Raw genomic sequence first — 14,358 nt, 5'->3', positions numbered from 1 at the left:
CATCGGTTCATCTCCCCCATCTCCCCCATCTCCCCTGCTCCCTGCTCCCTGCTCCCCATTCCCTATCCCTCTTCCGGGTTACGGTAGCCAACAAAGTTAATACTGTAGTCAGTAATTCGCACTCCGGTTTCTTCTTCAATTTTGCGGATCAAATCTTCTGGAAGTTCTACATGAACATCAAGAATTTGATTTGTATCCACACAGTTAATATGACTGTGAGAGTCACTGATATTGCCGTACAAACGCCCATCACAGCGTTCAATACATTCAATAATGCCCTGACTGGATAATGCTTCTAAATTTTGATAAACAGAGGTATGGCCGATCTCTTTACCTTCTTGGTTCAAGCGATCGTAAATCTCTCTAGCAGAAAGATGTTCATTTGCTTGCCAAAGTAATTCCAGAATAAAGCGACGCTGACGACTGACGCGCATACCCAGGATTTGACACCTATCCAGCGCATCTTCTAAAGAACGAATTGGTTTTGTAGAAATTGTTTGTTTTTGCATATTACAGCTTATTAACTGTTAAGGGAATTTTCCCACTTCAATTTTTATTGTTTATTTAATATATGCAATAATATTGCACACCATTGTTCTACCTGTACTTGTGTTTTGGCTTATGATGCTTCAGAAGTAACAGGTGGCGATAAATAACGATCTATTTTTTGCTTGTTGATGGCTACTTTGTCAGACCTTAATCTAAAACAAACTCATTACAACTTTAACTTAAAATTGCTGGAAATGTCCACCTTGGGGCAGGTGTTGCCTTTCCCAAGTAGGCTGATGCTAATCGCATACTATGTAAACCGTGTATTAATTTCTAGCTGCACAACAGTATTTATCGCGTTAACAAAGTAATATTTAAGCTGGTAAAGATCCGAACTACGTGGGTAGCGTAGGCGTAGCCCTCAGCAGGCATCGCTAGCGGCTGATATCGAACTGGGGTTTAAGTCCCCTGCTTTAAAAAGCAGCAAGTTTTGTGGCGGGGTCTAAATCCCCCATGCGTTACTTAATTACGTTCGCGGAGCGTGCCGGAGGCTCTATTACGAATTACGAATTACGAATTATTTTAATTCCGCCTTGCGGTACTAGCAGTCTCCCTAGCAGCTTCTCGCAGCCGCTCCACATCGCGCATCGGTGGGGTACCAAAGAGGCGCTTGTACTCCCGGTTGAAGTGCGAGGCATCGTCATAACCCACTCGGTAGGCAGCACTGGTAGCGTCAAGGTTTTCCCCCAGCATCAGACGGCGAGCCTCCTGGAGCCGCAGTTGCTTCTGGAACTGCAAGGGACTCATTGCCGTGACAGACTTGAAGTGATGGTGAAAGCCCGAAACACTCATTCCCATTTCTCGGGCGATGTTTTCAATCCGAAGCGGCTCGTTAAAGTCTTTACGAAGTCGCTCGACGGCTCTGGCGATGTGGTACGTGTAGCCACCCAGAACTGCAATATGACGGAGCCGATTACCTTGCTCTCCCATCAGGAGTCGGTAAATGATTTCCCGCTTAATCAGTGGTGCGAGAACATGAGCTTCAGCAGGGGAATCTAGAAGCCTGACGAGCCGCACTACAGCATCCAACAGATTTGCATTCAACGGACTTACGTCAATGGCTTTCACATCAGCACGGCTGCGCGATGAGGGATACCCTGCCTCGACCATGACTGAGCCAACGAGGGTGGGGTCGAGATCGAGGCGAAGGCTAAAGTACGGTTGCGCCTTGGATGCTTCCAGAATTTGGCTGACAATCGGCAGTTCAACCGTAGCAAGCAGATAATGCATCGGGTCGTACTGATAGCGATCGCTGCCCAGAAGAACTTCTTTGCTGCCCTGAGCGATCGCACAAAAGGCAGGGATAGAGACACTATGAAGGCATTCCGAAGGCGAGGAGGAGCGGTTGAAGTGCAATCCTTTCAGTGGCTCAATCGTCCCATCATCACGAATAGTCTGTGCAATCCGCTCTTTCAGTTCGTCTCTGTTGGCTTGCGCTCTGTCTGCCTCGCGCTTTGTCTGCTGGTCGTTCATTAAATCGATATCGGACTTTTCACTCGTTTTGGCATTCATTTCTAAGTTTGCAGGATTGTACAACGATCTTAGACGATCATTCTATTGCTTATCCTCCAAAATGCCTAAGATGAAGCTAAAGAAAGGAAAAATGATTTCGGCTTCTTGTCAGCATTCTAGATTTTTATTCAAGAGAAAACTCAGTTTTAATTGGGCAAGAGACTTGCCTGCTAGCCACCGAAATGGCATCAAGTGAAGGAATTAAGGAAATGGACATCAAAAGAAGTGGCTCACAGCCTTCCGCCAAAGGGCCGGCTGAGTATTTTACCGGCACTGTCCGCATTGACCCCCTGTTCGAGGCACACGATCCAGCACGCACATCTGGCGCCAGTGTCACATTCGAGCCTGGCGCTCGGACAGCATGGCATACCCACCCGTTGGGACAAACCCTGATCGTGACAGATGGCTGTGGCCTCGTACAGCGCTGGGGCGGCTCGATCGAGCAAATTCGACCAGGGGACGTGATCTGGATCTCGCCGGGTGAGAAGCATTGGCACGGTGCTACAGCAACCACTTCCATGACGCACATCGCCATTCAGGAATGGCTCGACGGCAAGCCCGTGGACTGGATGGAACAGGTCAGCGACGAGCAATACCAGTCGCCGAAAGTAGATAAATAGGAGCATCAATTTATCGACACCGTTTCCGCCAAGCACGACCTCAACGCCTATCTCAACCTGCTCACCCGCGATGGCAACCTCACCCTGGTCGGTGCTTCCCCAACCCCCCTAGACATTGCGGCATTCAGCCTGATCGTGGGTCGTCGCAGTCTCTCTGGCTCTAACATCGGCGGCATTGCCGAAACCCAGGAGATGCTCGATTTTTGCGGGGAACACAATATCACTGCCGATGTCGAAGTCATTCCCATCCAGAAGGTCAACGAAGCCTACGAGCGACTGCTTAAGTCTGATGTGAAGTACCGCTTCTCGATCGATATGGCATCCCTTAAATCTGCATAACCGAGGTGGAGCATCGAAGGAGTCACAATGCAAAAGCGCGAACTTGGAAACTACTCGGAGAGGAGGTGAGTGTGGATACTACCCGTTTGGAGGCATTCAGCGATGGTGTTTTCGCGATCGCGATCACCTTGCTAGTACTCGAAATCAAAGTGCCGCCACCCGGTACGGCGCTCGGGGCAGAACTCCTCCAGCTTTGGCCGTCCTATCTCGCCTACGTGGTGAGTTTCCTGGTGATCGGCGCAATCTGGATCAACCACCATGCCATGTTCCAACACATCGTCCGCGTGGATGGAACGCTGTTGCTGCTTAACGTCCTCCACCTGATGCTGATTGCATTCTTGCCGTTTCCAACCGCCGTGCTTGCCGAAGCGTTCCACCGTGGAACGGACGAGCCTGTTGCCGCCGCGTTCTACGGTGGAATCTTGACCGTAGTCGGTATCTTCGTCACTGCGATGTGGCGGTACGCAGCTCGTGGACATCGGCTGCTTGGCACCCACCTCACGGCGAAAGAGGCACGGCAGATCAGTCGGCGGTTCCTCCTTGGTCCGAGCGTCTATGCGATTGCCACCCTAATTGCGCTGGTCATGCCCTGGCTAGCACTGCTGCTCTACCTTCTCCTCAATGTCTTTTATCTCTGGCCTCGCCGGGATCACGAGATCGCCCCGTCCCGCATTGGCGATCGCACTGTAAGCCGCGATCGTAGCGAAGGCGACTGACAACGGCGAGATCGATCGACAGCGAACAATATCAGTTCCACATTAAAGGAAAAAACAATGCAAAAACGCAAACTTGGCAACAGCAACTTAGAAGTCTCGGCGATCGGGCTGGGCTGTATGGGGCTGAACTATGCCTACAGTAATACTCTCGACAAGAACGAAAGCATCTCCCTGCTTCAAGCTGCCGTAGAACGTGGTGTCACCTTTTTTGATACAGCCGAAATGTATGGGCCATTCACCAATGAAGAATTGCTGGGCGAGGCGCTCAAACCTTACCGCGATCGCGTCGTCATTGCCACGAAGTTCGGCATCAAGTTACAGGACGGTAAGCAGGTGCAGGACAGTCATCCATCAGGAATCAGGGAATCCGTAGAAGGTTCGCTGAAGCGCTTAAACACCGACGCGATCGATTTGTATTACCAGCACCGCGTAGATACTCAAGTGCCGATCGAAGATGTAGCCGGAACCATCAAAGACTTGATCGGTGAAGGCAAAATCAAACATTGGGGGCTATAACTTTAACCCAGATCGACCATATAACTTTAACCCAAATAAGGAGGTGCGGATGACAAATACACAGCAGCAGGACTCTGTAAGGATAAGTGAAGCGGCAGATAAAAATCATGAGGAACTCTTTCCAAACCACAAATCGACCCTGAAAGTAACTGACCCGGAACTGATCGAAGTCTTTGACAACTTCGCCTTCGACGAAGTAATTGCTCTCAGCAAGCTGGATACAAAGACAAGGGTGATGCTGATTCTGGCGTCTATCATCGGCAGTCAGGCAGTAAGCGAATACAGGGTTATGGTGGCCGCTGCGCTCAATGTCGGAGTAACGCCGATTGAAATCAAAGAGATCCTGTATCAGTCAGTACCTTACGTGGGTATGGCGAAAGCATTTGACTTCGTTCATGCCACGAATGAAGTGATGTCCAGCAGGGGCATTCAATTACCTTTAGAAGGGCAATCGACCACCAGCCCGGAAACCCGCTACGACAAAGGACTGGCAATACAGAAAGCTGTGTTCGGCGAGAATATCGATCAAATGTATGAGCGTTCGCGTAGCGTTCCCGCAGGGAAATCGCCCAAAAACCAGCTGCACATTCAAAGGTTTCTGTCTGCCAATTGCTTTGGCGATTATTACACCCGCAATGGCGTAGACATAAGAGTCAGGGAGCTGATCACACTGTCTATCCTCATTGCTCTGGGCGGGGTTGACAAAGAGGCAAGGGAGCAGGGAGCAGGGGGGAGAGTTCAGATGGGGATTCGACCCCACCTGAACGAGAACCACTTATGAGAAGTGGGGGACGTAAGAACATGTTCCGCTCCGCTACACGGCAGGAGTCAGGGGTCATTTCTCCCCGCTCCCTGCCCCCTTCCCCCTGCCTCTTCGTTGAATCACAGATAAAGGGGCACGTTCAAGGCAACTTGAATGTCGGAAACAGCAAAGACATCCTGCTGGATCTAATTACACAATTGTTGCCCTGGGTGGGATATCCCCGAACACTGAATGCGTTGAAATGCCTGAATGAAGTAGCGATGGAATAATGGCGATGATAACGAGCAATGAACAATACAGGGCTTGATTAAGTCCGAGTAAAAGGAAAATAATTATGAGCAAAGTCTGGTTTATCACAGGCGCCGGCAGCGGCATCGGCACCGGAATCGCCAAGGCGGCATTGCAGTCCGGTGACCGTGTAGTCGCGACTGGCCGAAACCTCGATAAAGTGCGTAATGCCTTGCGCGATGTTGCAAGCGAGAATCTTGCATTTGTCCAGTTGGACGTTGCCGACGAGGTACAGGCGAAAACAGCCGTCGAGGAGGCGGTGAAGCGGTTCGGTCGCATCGACGTTTTGGTTAACAATGCGGGCTACAGCCTGCTTGGTAATTTTGAAGAGATGACCACAGCCGAGATCGAACGCCAGTTCGCTACGAACTTCTATGGTGTGGTGTACGTCATGCGTGCCGTGCTGCCGGTTATGCGTCAGCAGAGGTCGGGCCACATCATCAACATCAGCTCCGTTGCCGGCGTGGTCGGACTGAAGCACTGCGCTGCTTACAGTGCGACGAAGTTTGCGGTCGAAGGACTCTCGCTGTCGATGGCAACCGAGATCGAGCAGTTCGGCATCAAGATCACGGTGGTCGAGCCGGGCTTCTTCCGCACGGATCTTCTGGATGCCCGCAATATTACGTGGGCGAGTAATGTCATCGAGGACTACGCAGCTGAGGGCAACGTCCAAGAGATGTGGTCGCCTTATCACGGTACACAGCAGGGCGATCCGGCAAAGTTGGGCGATGCTCTGGTCAAAATCGCCGGGATGGAGAATCCGCCGAAGCTGTTCGTTGCCGGAAGTGATGCCCTTGCGGCGATCGCGCCGGCTGTCGAGGAACGGTTGCAGGCGACGCGCGCTAATGAAGAGCTATCGAAATCAACGGACGGTTCATTCTAGCGATCGCCCAAAAAGTATCATCATCAAATCCACGCATGACGCACATCGCCATTCAGAACTCGACGGCAAGACCGCCGACTGGATGGAAAAGGTCAGCGACGAACAATACCAGACCCGATCTTAGAGTAAGACAGTTTCGACCTTTAATTCAAAGATAGGAGTTCAAAAAATGCAGAAGCGCAAACTTGGAAACAGTAATTTGGAAGTCTCGGCTATCGGTCTGGGCTGCATGGGAATGAGCTTTTCCTATGGTCCGCCCAAAGATACACAGGAAATGACCGCTCTTCTGGGGGCCGCTGTCGATCGCGGCATCACATTCTTTGACACCGCCGAGGTCTACGGCCCGTTCTTGAATGAAGAGCTTGTGGGCGAAGCTCTCGCTCCCTTCCGTGGGCAAGTGATTATTGCTACCAAATTCGGGTTCGACATCAGTCCTAATTCCGATCCTCGGGGAATGAAGGGTTCACCAGGTCTGAACAGCCGACCGGAGCATATCAAGCAGTCCGTGGAGGGTTCGCTCAAGCGACTCAAGGTCGAGACAATCGACCTACTCTATCAGCACCGGGTTGATCCGAATGTGCCGATTGAAGATGTGGCAGGAGCAGTGAAGGAACTGATTCAGCAAGGTAAAGTTAAGCACTTTGGACTCTCGGAAGCAGGAGTGCAAACGATCCGTCGCGCACACGCGGTTCAGCCGATCACTGCTCTCCAGAGCGAATACTCACTGTGGACGAGGACTCCTGAAAAGGAAGTGATACAAACCCTTGAAGAGCTCGGAATCGGCTTTGTCCCGTACAGCCCTCTGGGGAAGGGCTTTCTCACTGGCAAGATCGACGAAAATGCGACCTTTGACAGCTCCGACTTCCGCAGCACCCTGCCTCGCTTCACGCCCCTAGCTCTCAAGGCAAATCAAGCCCTGATTAATCTGCTCGGCAGCATTGCAGAACAGAAGCAGGCGACACCTGCTCAGATCGCGATCGCCTGGCTGCTGGCCCAGAAGCCGTGGATTGTTCCGATCCCAGGCACCACGAAGCTGGATCGCTTGGACGAAAACATCGGGGCAGTCTCAGTCGAACTCACGCCCGACGATCTGCGTGACATCGATGATGCCGCTTCCAAGATCGCGGTGCAAGGCGCTCGGTATCCCGAAAAGCTGGAGCAAATGACCGGTCGCTGAACGGCAAAAAATGTGTTCTCTGCTTGCATTCCGTAGCTCACTAAGCAAGGTAACACGTGCAAGGCAGATAGCTGGCAGCGATAGACGAGAGAGCAGTATGCGAGTTGGCATTCTAGGTTCGGGATTGATGGGTGGGAAACTTGGGACGCTCTTCGCCCGTGTGGGGTATGAGGTGGTGTTCAGTTAACGCTGCCACGAGAGATCGCGCCGGACGCTTATGGGAACGCGCGATTAATTTCTCAAGGTCAATGTAGCGTCAATCCCTGAAAGCTGCTACTGTAGATTGTCGATCCTAAAGTTGAGCAAAAAGAAAGTGGCTGCTGAGTCAAAGACAATTGCGATCGCACTCAATAATGACTTCATTAACAATCTGGATCTGTCGCCTGCTTCAACGGTGATTGAACAAATGCTGCAAGATGGGGTTGCATCCCATGAACAGCAACTACGCTTTGATATCAATTACGATCTCGAACCTGGCGATCCACGCGAACTCTCAGAAATTCCAGAAATCCGGCTGTGGTTTGTGCGCCTAGATGCCAAATACCCCTGGTTAGCATTTTTACTAGATTGGAAAGCTGGAGAATTTGCTCGTTATGCCGCCATGCTAGTACCACACCAGTTCAGTTCCCAAGATGGCATTCAGTACAATCCTGAAGCCTTAGAAATATTTTTGATGCACAAAATCTTTGTCTTAGGCGATTGGCTCAAACAGCAGGATATCCCCAGCCTATCGCGGCTGAAGTCTATGGCCCAAATGCTGGGTTATGAATTAGATGATGCTTTTTTTGAGATATTTTAATCAGAATTCAGGAGTCAGGAGCCAGAATAATGCCTCCGGCATCCGCGAACAGTATAAATTCTGTGTGACCGTTGGATAGAACAGTGTCTCGTAGAGAGCGTATTGATTCTGACTTCTGAATTCTTCTGTAAATACTGAAATAACCGCAAAATCTAGCTGTCACAACCAGGTTTTGCGGTCATTCAACAAACGCATGACTAAATTGGATATCCAATAGACTAATTGCAGAAATTGGGACAAACTGCTGGTTTAGCCACCCCAAATTTTCTCTAAAACTGCGTTTGGTGAAACATCCGCCGTTTTTCCCGTGGGGGATGTAATCGCCAGAAATTTATCGTTTTTCGGCAACAACTTAGCTGGATCGGTGGGGCCAAATAGGGCGATGGTATAGGTTTGGACTGCAACACTCAGTTGTAGTGCCGGACTATCAGTAGACAACATCAAATTTGCTCCGGCGATCATAGCAGTTAACTTGCCAATATCATCTGGGGCAGTCACCTTGATATCTGGAGAAGACCCCAGAAGCGATCGCACAAACTGTTCATCGTCAGTTCCCTTAACAACCACTACAGGCAGATCCGGCTGCTTATCTTGGAAGCCTTGAATAATTTGATGCCAACTTTCGACAGGGTAGATTTTATCCAGTTCTTTAGCCTGTGATAACTGGCCAGAGCCACCATGAATCAAGATATAGCCTGTTTCATGTACCCCTAAACGTTTCTGTTCCTTTTGTGCCCACTCAATATCAGGTTTTGGCACATTTACTGCTAACTCTGGGACAGGGCTATTTATTTCCAATGGTTGCAGCAAATCGTGATATACTGCCGCCGCATACTGGGATGGTTTAAATGGCACAGCATGGGTCAGAAAAACCGAACCTTTGCCTTTGTAGCCAATACGTATGGGAATTCCTGTCAACCAGAGTAAAAGACCCAGCAACCAAATTTGCTTCACAGCAATGACAACATCGTATTCGCGATCGCGAATTGTCCCTACCAAGTTACCCCAATCTGCCAGACTATTACGGTCGTGAAAATCAAAGTTCAGCACCTCGTGAACTGACTTGCTCACTCGGTAGGCAGCCTTTGACTGGGGTTCAACAACGACATCTATCTGAGCGTCAGGGTAATTGCGCTTCAGGTCATCTAGAGTCGGAAAGAAGAGAATTTGGTCGCCAATTCCGCCAGGTACAAGGGCTACTACTCGCATAATATTTATTGACGCTTACTCGCTCCCTATTTTAGGGGAAAATATATAGCTTAAAGATTGAGGAATTCTGTGTATTTACTAATTCCAGCTGCGGGAATCGGAAAAAGAATGGGTAGTAACCGCAATAAACTGCTGCTAAGAGTGCGATCGCAACCAATTATTGCTTGGACTCTATTAGCCGCAGAAGCCGCAAATACAATCAGTTGGATCGGGATTATTTCTCAGCCTACCGATTGGCCAGATTTCAGCGCAATTCTCGCCGATCTCAAGCTCACTAAACCAGTGGAATTGATTCAAGGTGGTTCTACCCGCCAAGAATCTGTTTACAATGGCTTGCAAGCTTTGCCAGTAGCCGCAGAACAAGTGTTAATTCACGATGGTGCTAGATGTCTCGCCACACCAGATTTATTTAACTCTTGTGCCCAAGCCATTCGCCACTGTCCCGGTTTAATTGCTGGTGTACCCGTCAAAGACACCATAAAAGTTGTCGATGAACAAGGCATAATTCAAGAAACACCCGACAGACAAAAATTGTGGGCAGCACAAACTCCCCAAGGATTTGATGTCAAGTTGTTGAAACAGTGCCATGCTGAAGGTGTCCGGCAAGGTTGGGAAGTAACTGACGATGCCGCTTTATTTGAAAAGTGCGGTATTAAAGTCCGAATTGTCGAAGGAGAGGAGACAAATTTAAAAGTGACGACTCCACAAGATTTAGCGATCGCAGAATTTATTCTCACAACTAGAGGCTTTTGAGGGAGTGGGGATGAGGGAGCAAGGGAGCAGGGGGCAGGGGGCAGGGGGAGTGAGGGGGCAGGGGGACAAGGGGGACAAGGGGGACAAGGGGGACAAGGAGGAATTATTAAACAAGTCTCTCCCTTGTCTCCCCCCTCTTCCTTGTCTCCCTTGTCTCTTCTTCATGCCCAATGCCCCATTCCCCATTCCCAATTCCAATTTGATGGCTAACAATATTTTGACAATTTACGATATAATGCCACACACTTGTTGATTGTTAGTTGTCATGTACTAATGACCAATACTTCGACTACGCTCAGTACAAGTGACTAATGACTAATGACTAAATGATTACAGCCACAGCGACGAAGATAGAAGCAATTCTCTATTTAAAGGGTAAACCTTTGTCGCTCGGCGAAATCGCCGAGTATGCTGCGTGCGATCGCGCCGCAGTCAAAGAAGGCATAATTGAACTCATGGACAATTATGCCCACCGAGATAGCGCCCTAGAGGTAGTAGAAACCCCAGATGGTTATAGTTTGCAACTCCGGTCTGATTTTCATGATTTAGTGCAAACGATGATACCAGTAGAGTTGGGTGTAGGTGCATTGCGGACTTTAGCAGCGATCGCTCTCAATAGTCCCATACTCCAAAGCGACTTGATTAACTTGCGCGGTTCAGGAGTATATCAACACGTTCCAGAACTCGTAGAACTTGGTTTTATCCGCAAACGTCGAGACAGCGATTCTCGCTCCTACTCACTCCAAGTAACCCCAAAATTCCATCAGTATTTCCAAATCGAACAACTTCCACAAATACTTTCCACCAGTCAAAAGGAAGAACAATTAGAACTAGAACTAGAGCTAAAGGGAGTGGGGAGTGGGGAATAGGGGGATGAGGGAGACAAGGAGGACAAGGAGGACAAGGAGGACAAGGGGGAATTATTGAATAAGTCTCTCCCTTGTCTCCCCCCTCTTCCTTGTCTCCCTTGTCTCTTCTTCATGCCAATTCCCAATGCCCAATTCCCTATTCCCAATCCCCAAGACTTATACCCGTGGTGAATGCGCTAGCCTTGTACTATGGTTTAAAGTAGAGTTAGCAATTAAGCTAAATAAAACTGCCAATGGTGTTTAATCCTGACTTTTTAAATGACAACTCCGAGGAACACCCTAATCAACTTCTTTCCGACCACTCTGACGAATACCCCAATCAGTTACTCAAATATCTACAACATCAGTCTCCTGATGTTTTAGCGAGGATTGCTCAATCCGCCAGCCCTGAAATTAAACAAATCATCTCGCAAAATGTCCAAGGGCTAGTGGGAATGCTCCCAGCAGAAAATTTCAACGTGCAAATCACAACAGATCGGGATAACTTAGCTGGGCTTCTAGCGTCGGCCATGATGACGGGGTATTTTCTGCGTCAGATGGAACAAAGAATGCAGTTAGAGCATTTGTCTAATGGTCAATAGTCAATAGTCAAACATTCTGGGACTATTGACAAAATAATTCGTAATTCGTAATACTTCGGCTACGCTCAGTACAAGTTCGTAATTCGTAATTAAGAGGGCATGAGCTACCACCAAAATATCTGATTTGGTGGGCAACATGACAGTGGAGAATTAAAGCTTCTACTGATAGCGCAGCGTAAAGCCGTGGGCATATTTTCGCTTAGAGCGAGTCCGCGAACGTCTTGTAACTACGAATTACGAATTATTTTGACTATTTTCTTTCAGGATAAGCTCCTGATTGTACTTTGAAGGCTTGAATTTTCCCGCTACGATTGACTTCGATAGCTATTATGTCCCCAACTTTGCTGGACTCTACCAGCTTCTGAACTTGGGCTGAGGTTTTGACTGGTTTACCGTTAACTTTTTGAATTACGTCTCCAGGCAGCAATCCTCCGCGCTTGGCTGGGGAATCTCCTGTAACTCCTTTAATCACAATCCCAACATCCTGCTGAATGTTCAGTTGATTTTCTTGATTAATCTGCTGTTTTCTGATGGGAGAAAGGTCTGCCATTTCAATACCCAAGTAGGGATGTTCCACACGCCCTTTGGTAAAAAGTTCATTGGCAATGCGGGCGGCGGTTTCAATGGGGATGGCAAAACCAAGTCCTTGAGCATCAGCGCGGATGGCAGTGTTAACACCAATTACTTCACCTTGGGCGTTTAATAAGGGGCCACCGGAATTACCAGGGTTAATTGCGGCATCAGTTTGGATAAAGCTGACTCGCTTATCTGGGACACCAACTTGAGTGCTGGTGCGATCGGTAGCGCTGATAATGCCGATAGTGACAGTATTATCTAAACCTAGAGGGTTGCCAATTGCGATCGCCCACTGTCCTGGTATTAAGTTTTGCGAATTGCCCAGTTTCACAGTCGGTAAATGATTCGCTTTAATTTTCACCACTGCCACATCTGTCACAGCATCAACTCCTATCACCTTCCCCTCTAAACTTCGACCATCCTTGAGGGTGACTTGTACTGTATCTGTATCTGCTACTACATGAGCGTTAGTGAGTAATTCCCCATCCTCGCTCAAAATAAATCCCGATCCTGTACCGCGCTCAATCCGTTCTTCAGGAATTGGTTGCTCATCCTCTCCAAAGAATCGCCGCAAGAGCGGATTTTTCAACGCATCAGAGATGGGATTGGCAACTTTGCGAGTGGCATTAATTCGCACCACAGCCGGGCCAACTTTTTGCACTGCCGTCGCAATAAAATTCACATTATCGCCTCCAGTAGCCCCAATTGCTCCGTTAGGAGAATTTGGCACTACAGATTCTGGAGGCGAAGCCATTGTCACATTTCTTAACTGTTGGAATGAGGGATTTTGTAGCAGCAGATAGCGACTGCCAAACAAACCTGCACCACAGCCAAATACCAGTAAGAACAAATAAACGCCTAGTTGCTTTAAAGATAACTTCATAATAATTCTGCTTAAGGACAGCAATGCAGTTGCTAATTTCTAAGTGTAGTCAAGCTAACGGCAAGTGGACAGATCAATTTATTTAGTCATTTGTCATTTGTCATTTGTCATTGGAGACTGGTTATTAATTCTTCTCCCCCTGCCCCCTGCCCCCTGCTCCCTTCTCCCTTCTCCCTTCTCCCTTCTCCCTGCCCCCTGCTCCCTGCCCCCTGCCCCCTGCCCCCTGCCCCCTGCCCCCGATCTCCCCACTTCCCACACTCTCCATCTAAAATTTAAAGTTAATGCGCTTTTGACCTGTATACATGACTTTACCCTTTCGTCAACTGTTTCTCTGTAGCCTAGTTAGCGCCTTGGGCCTAGTAAGCATACTGCCAAACTTGAACAGTGCTAACGCTGCTGTAGGTGGTTGCCCGATTCCAGCCCTATCTCGCTTCCAACGCCATAAAGTTGTTCGTGGCGAAACTTTGGAGAGCATAGCGCAGCGCTACAATCTCATACCTACAACTATTATTGGCATGAATCCAGCTTTGCAGAATGGCGCGATCGCAGCCGTTGGTAGTGTGCTTCAAATTCCTCCCTACAATGGGATTGTAGTTGAAGTGCCTCGCGGTCAAACTTGGCGACAAGTGGCAGTACAATACAAAGTTCGTGCTGATAGCCTTTTTGAAGTGAATGGCTGCCAACAAAACCCCAGAATCGTGTTTGTTCCGGGGGTAAATTGGTCGCCCAATGGTGTTGTAACTAAGTCCCCTTTACTCACTGATACAGCTACGCCAAACCGTGCATCCCTGTCTGGATATCCCTTGGCACAAGTGGCAAATGTCGGATTAGCTTATGGATGGCAAATTAATCCGTCAACAGGTGAAGTTTTCTTCCACAGTGGTGTTGACTTATTAGCACCAGTTGGTAGTAATGTGTTAGCGATCGCTCCTGGAACCGTAGCCTTTGCTAATGACCAAGGTTCTTATGGCAAGTTGGTCATCATTAACCACAGTGGCGGACTTCAAAGCCGCTACGCCCAGCTTGACAGCATCAAAGTTACTGTCGGTCAGCAAGTCAAAAAAGGAGACTTACTAGGAACAGTAGGCACTAGTGGAAAACCAACTTCCACTCAACCGCATCTCCATTTTGAAGTGCGTTCTAGCTCATCTCTGGGTTGGGTAGCGCAAGATCCAAAGGAGTATTTGAAGAAATGAGGGAATAGGGAATAAGGGGGCAAGGGAGATGAGGGAGATGTGGTTCGACTTCGCTCACCAACCGGGAGCAGGGAGACAAGGAGGACAAGGGGGACAAGGGGGACAAGGGGGACAAGGGGGAATTATTGA

The 14,358-nt window shown here is 48.9% G+C and carries 16 protein-coding genes; 12 read left to right on the top strand and 4 right to left on the bottom strand.

The features are described from left to right. Positions 1-62 precede the first annotated feature (62 nt). Together HWQ36_RS01980 and HWQ36_RS01975 are read right to left on the bottom strand one after the other, a co-directional pair. Positions 63-509 (bottom strand): Fur family transcriptional regulator, encoded by a 447-nt coding sequence (locus tag HWQ36_RS01980; protein ID WP_292697529.1) that lies wholly within the window; start codon positions 507-509, stop codon positions 63-65. A 562-nt stretch (positions 510-1,071) separates the two neighbouring features. Further along, the gene (locus HWQ36_RS01975) at positions 1,072-2,061 is read right to left on the bottom strand and encodes an AraC family transcriptional regulator (protein WP_292697527.1); all 990 of its coding nucleotides are present in this window, start codon (positions 2,059-2,061) and stop codon (positions 1,072-1,074) included. A gap of 182 nt (positions 2,062-2,243) precedes the next feature. On the opposite strand from HWQ36_RS01975, the gene HWQ36_RS01970 reads away from it, so the two are divergent. From HWQ36_RS01970 to HWQ36_RS01935, 8 genes are all read left to right on the top strand, one after another. Beyond that, the gene (locus HWQ36_RS01970) at positions 2,244-2,681 is read left to right on the top strand and encodes a cupin domain-containing protein (RefSeq protein ID WP_292697525.1); all 438 of its coding nucleotides are present in this window, start codon (positions 2,244-2,246) and stop codon (positions 2,679-2,681) included. 12 nt (positions 2,682-2,693) lie between these two features. Further along, positions 2,694-3,020, top strand: a complete 327-nt coding sequence (locus tag HWQ36_RS34310) for a zinc-binding dehydrogenase (RefSeq protein ID WP_366828237.1) — start codon at positions 2,694-2,696, stop codon at positions 3,018-3,020. Between the two features lie 71 nt (positions 3,021-3,091). Then, a complete protein-coding gene (locus HWQ36_RS01960; protein WP_292697521.1) occupies positions 3,092-3,736 on the top strand; it encodes a TMEM175 family protein in 645 nt (214 codons plus the stop codon). Positions 3,737-3,793: 57 nt separating this feature from the next. After that, positions 3,794-4,252 carry an aldo/keto reductase gene (locus HWQ36_RS01955; protein ID WP_292697519.1) on the top strand — a complete coding sequence of 153 codons (459 nt, stop codon included), beginning with the start codon at positions 3,794-3,796 and terminating at the stop codon, positions 4,250-4,252. Between the two features lie 49 nt (positions 4,253-4,301). Beyond that, positions 4,302-5,033, top strand: coding sequence for a carboxymuconolactone decarboxylase family protein (locus tag HWQ36_RS01950; protein ID WP_292697517.1), 732 nt, complete (start codon positions 4,302-4,304; stop codon positions 5,031-5,033). A gap of 316 nt (positions 5,034-5,349) precedes the next feature. Further along, complete coding sequence (locus HWQ36_RS01945; protein WP_292697515.1) at positions 5,350-6,186, top strand: SDR family NAD(P)-dependent oxidoreductase; 837 nt, start codon at positions 5,350-5,352, stop codon at positions 6,184-6,186. A gap of 169 nt (positions 6,187-6,355) precedes the next feature. Next, positions 6,356-7,363: an aldo/keto reductase gene (locus HWQ36_RS01940; RefSeq protein WP_292697514.1), complete on the top strand. Its 1,008-nt coding sequence runs from the start codon at positions 6,356-6,358 to the stop codon at positions 7,361-7,363. Between the two features lie 313 nt (positions 7,364-7,676). Beyond that, the gene (locus tag HWQ36_RS01935) at positions 7,677-8,162 is read left to right on the top strand and encodes a CRR6 family NdhI maturation factor (RefSeq protein WP_292697513.1); all 486 of its coding nucleotides are present in this window, start codon (positions 7,677-7,679) and stop codon (positions 8,160-8,162) included. A 249-nt stretch (positions 8,163-8,411) separates the two neighbouring features. On the opposite strand, the gene HWQ36_RS01930 is transcribed toward HWQ36_RS01935, so the two are convergent. Continuing rightward, positions 8,412-9,371: a glycosyltransferase family 9 protein gene (locus HWQ36_RS01930; protein ID WP_292697512.1), complete on the bottom strand. Its 960-nt coding sequence runs from the start codon at positions 9,369-9,371 to the stop codon at positions 8,412-8,414. 69 nt (positions 9,372-9,440) lie between these two features. On the opposite strand from HWQ36_RS01930, the gene ispD reads away from it, so the two are divergent. From ispD to HWQ36_RS01915, 3 genes are all read left to right on the top strand, one after another. Next, complete coding sequence (gene ispD, locus HWQ36_RS01925; protein WP_292697510.1) at positions 9,441-10,124, top strand: 2-C-methyl-D-erythritol 4-phosphate cytidylyltransferase; 684 nt, start codon at positions 9,441-9,443, stop codon at positions 10,122-10,124. Between the two features lie 326 nt (positions 10,125-10,450). Then, positions 10,451-10,993 (top strand): SMC-Scp complex subunit ScpB, encoded by a 543-nt coding sequence (gene scpB, locus HWQ36_RS01920; protein WP_292697508.1) that lies wholly within the window; start codon positions 10,451-10,453, stop codon positions 10,991-10,993. Positions 10,994-11,226: 233 nt separating this feature from the next. Then, entirely contained in the window at positions 11,227-11,574 is a 348-nt protein-coding gene (locus HWQ36_RS01915; RefSeq protein ID WP_292697507.1) for a DUF760 domain-containing protein, read from the top strand. A 250-nt stretch (positions 11,575-11,824) separates the two neighbouring features. On the opposite strand, the gene HWQ36_RS01910 is transcribed toward HWQ36_RS01915, so the two are convergent. After that, entirely contained in the window at positions 11,825-13,033 is a 1,209-nt protein-coding gene (locus HWQ36_RS01910) for an HhoA/HhoB/HtrA family serine endopeptidase (protein WP_292697506.1), read from the bottom strand. Between the two features lie 302 nt (positions 13,034-13,335). Here HWQ36_RS01910 and HWQ36_RS01905 point away from each other — a divergent pair, with 302 nt between their 5' ends. Continuing rightward, the gene (locus HWQ36_RS01905; RefSeq protein ID WP_292697504.1) at positions 13,336-14,229 is read left to right on the top strand and encodes a M23 family metallopeptidase; all 894 of its coding nucleotides are present in this window, start codon (positions 13,336-13,338) and stop codon (positions 14,227-14,229) included. Positions 14,230-14,358: the final 129 nt, after the last annotated feature.

It is taken from the genome of Nostoc sp. NMS2 (assembly GCF_017115105.1).
Classification (GTDB): Bacteria; Cyanobacteriota; Cyanobacteriia; order Cyanobacteriales; family Nostocaceae; genus Nostoc.
This window is presented reverse-complemented; position numbering and strand designations above follow the sequence as displayed.

What these genes read in the sequence shown, in the direction of transcription:
- HWQ36_RS01970 (WP_292697525.1), top strand. Translation starts at nt 2,244, where the DNA reads ATGGCATCAAGTGAAGGAATTAAGGAAATGGACATCAAAAGAAGTGGC.
- HWQ36_RS01915 (WP_292697507.1), top strand. Translation starts at nt 11,227, where the DNA reads ATGGTGTTTAATCCTGACTTTTTAAATGACAACTCCGAGGAACACCCT.
- HWQ36_RS01945 (WP_292697515.1), top strand. Translation starts at nt 5,350, where the DNA reads ATGAGCAAAGTCTGGTTTATCACAGGCGCCGGCAGCGGCATCGGCACC.
- HWQ36_RS01950 (WP_292697517.1), top strand. Translation starts at nt 4,302, where the DNA reads ATGACAAATACACAGCAGCAGGACTCTGTAAGGATAAGTGAAGCGGCA.
- HWQ36_RS01975 (WP_292697527.1), bottom strand. Translation starts at nt 2,061, where the DNA reads ATGAATGCCAAAACGAGTGAAAAGTCCGATATCGATTTAATGAACGAC.
- HWQ36_RS01910 (WP_292697506.1), bottom strand. Translation starts at nt 13,033, where the DNA reads ATGAAGTTATCTTTAAAGCAACTAGGCGTTTATTTGTTCTTACTGGTA.
- HWQ36_RS01980 (WP_292697529.1), bottom strand. Translation starts at nt 509, where the DNA reads ATGCAAAAACAAACAATTTCTACAAAACCAATTCGTTCTTTAGAAGAT.
- HWQ36_RS01930 (WP_292697512.1), bottom strand. Translation starts at nt 9,371, where the DNA reads ATGCGAGTAGTAGCCCTTGTACCTGGCGGAATTGGCGACCAAATTCTC.
- scpB (WP_292697508.1), top strand. Translation starts at nt 10,451, where the DNA reads ATGATTACAGCCACAGCGACGAAGATAGAAGCAATTCTCTATTTAAAG.
- HWQ36_RS01955 (WP_292697519.1), top strand. Translation starts at nt 3,794, where the DNA reads ATGCAAAAACGCAAACTTGGCAACAGCAACTTAGAAGTCTCGGCGATC.
- HWQ36_RS01905 (WP_292697504.1), top strand. Translation starts at nt 13,336, where the DNA reads ATGACTTTACCCTTTCGTCAACTGTTTCTCTGTAGCCTAGTTAGCGCC.
- HWQ36_RS01940 (WP_292697514.1), top strand. Translation starts at nt 6,356, where the DNA reads ATGCAGAAGCGCAAACTTGGAAACAGTAATTTGGAAGTCTCGGCTATC.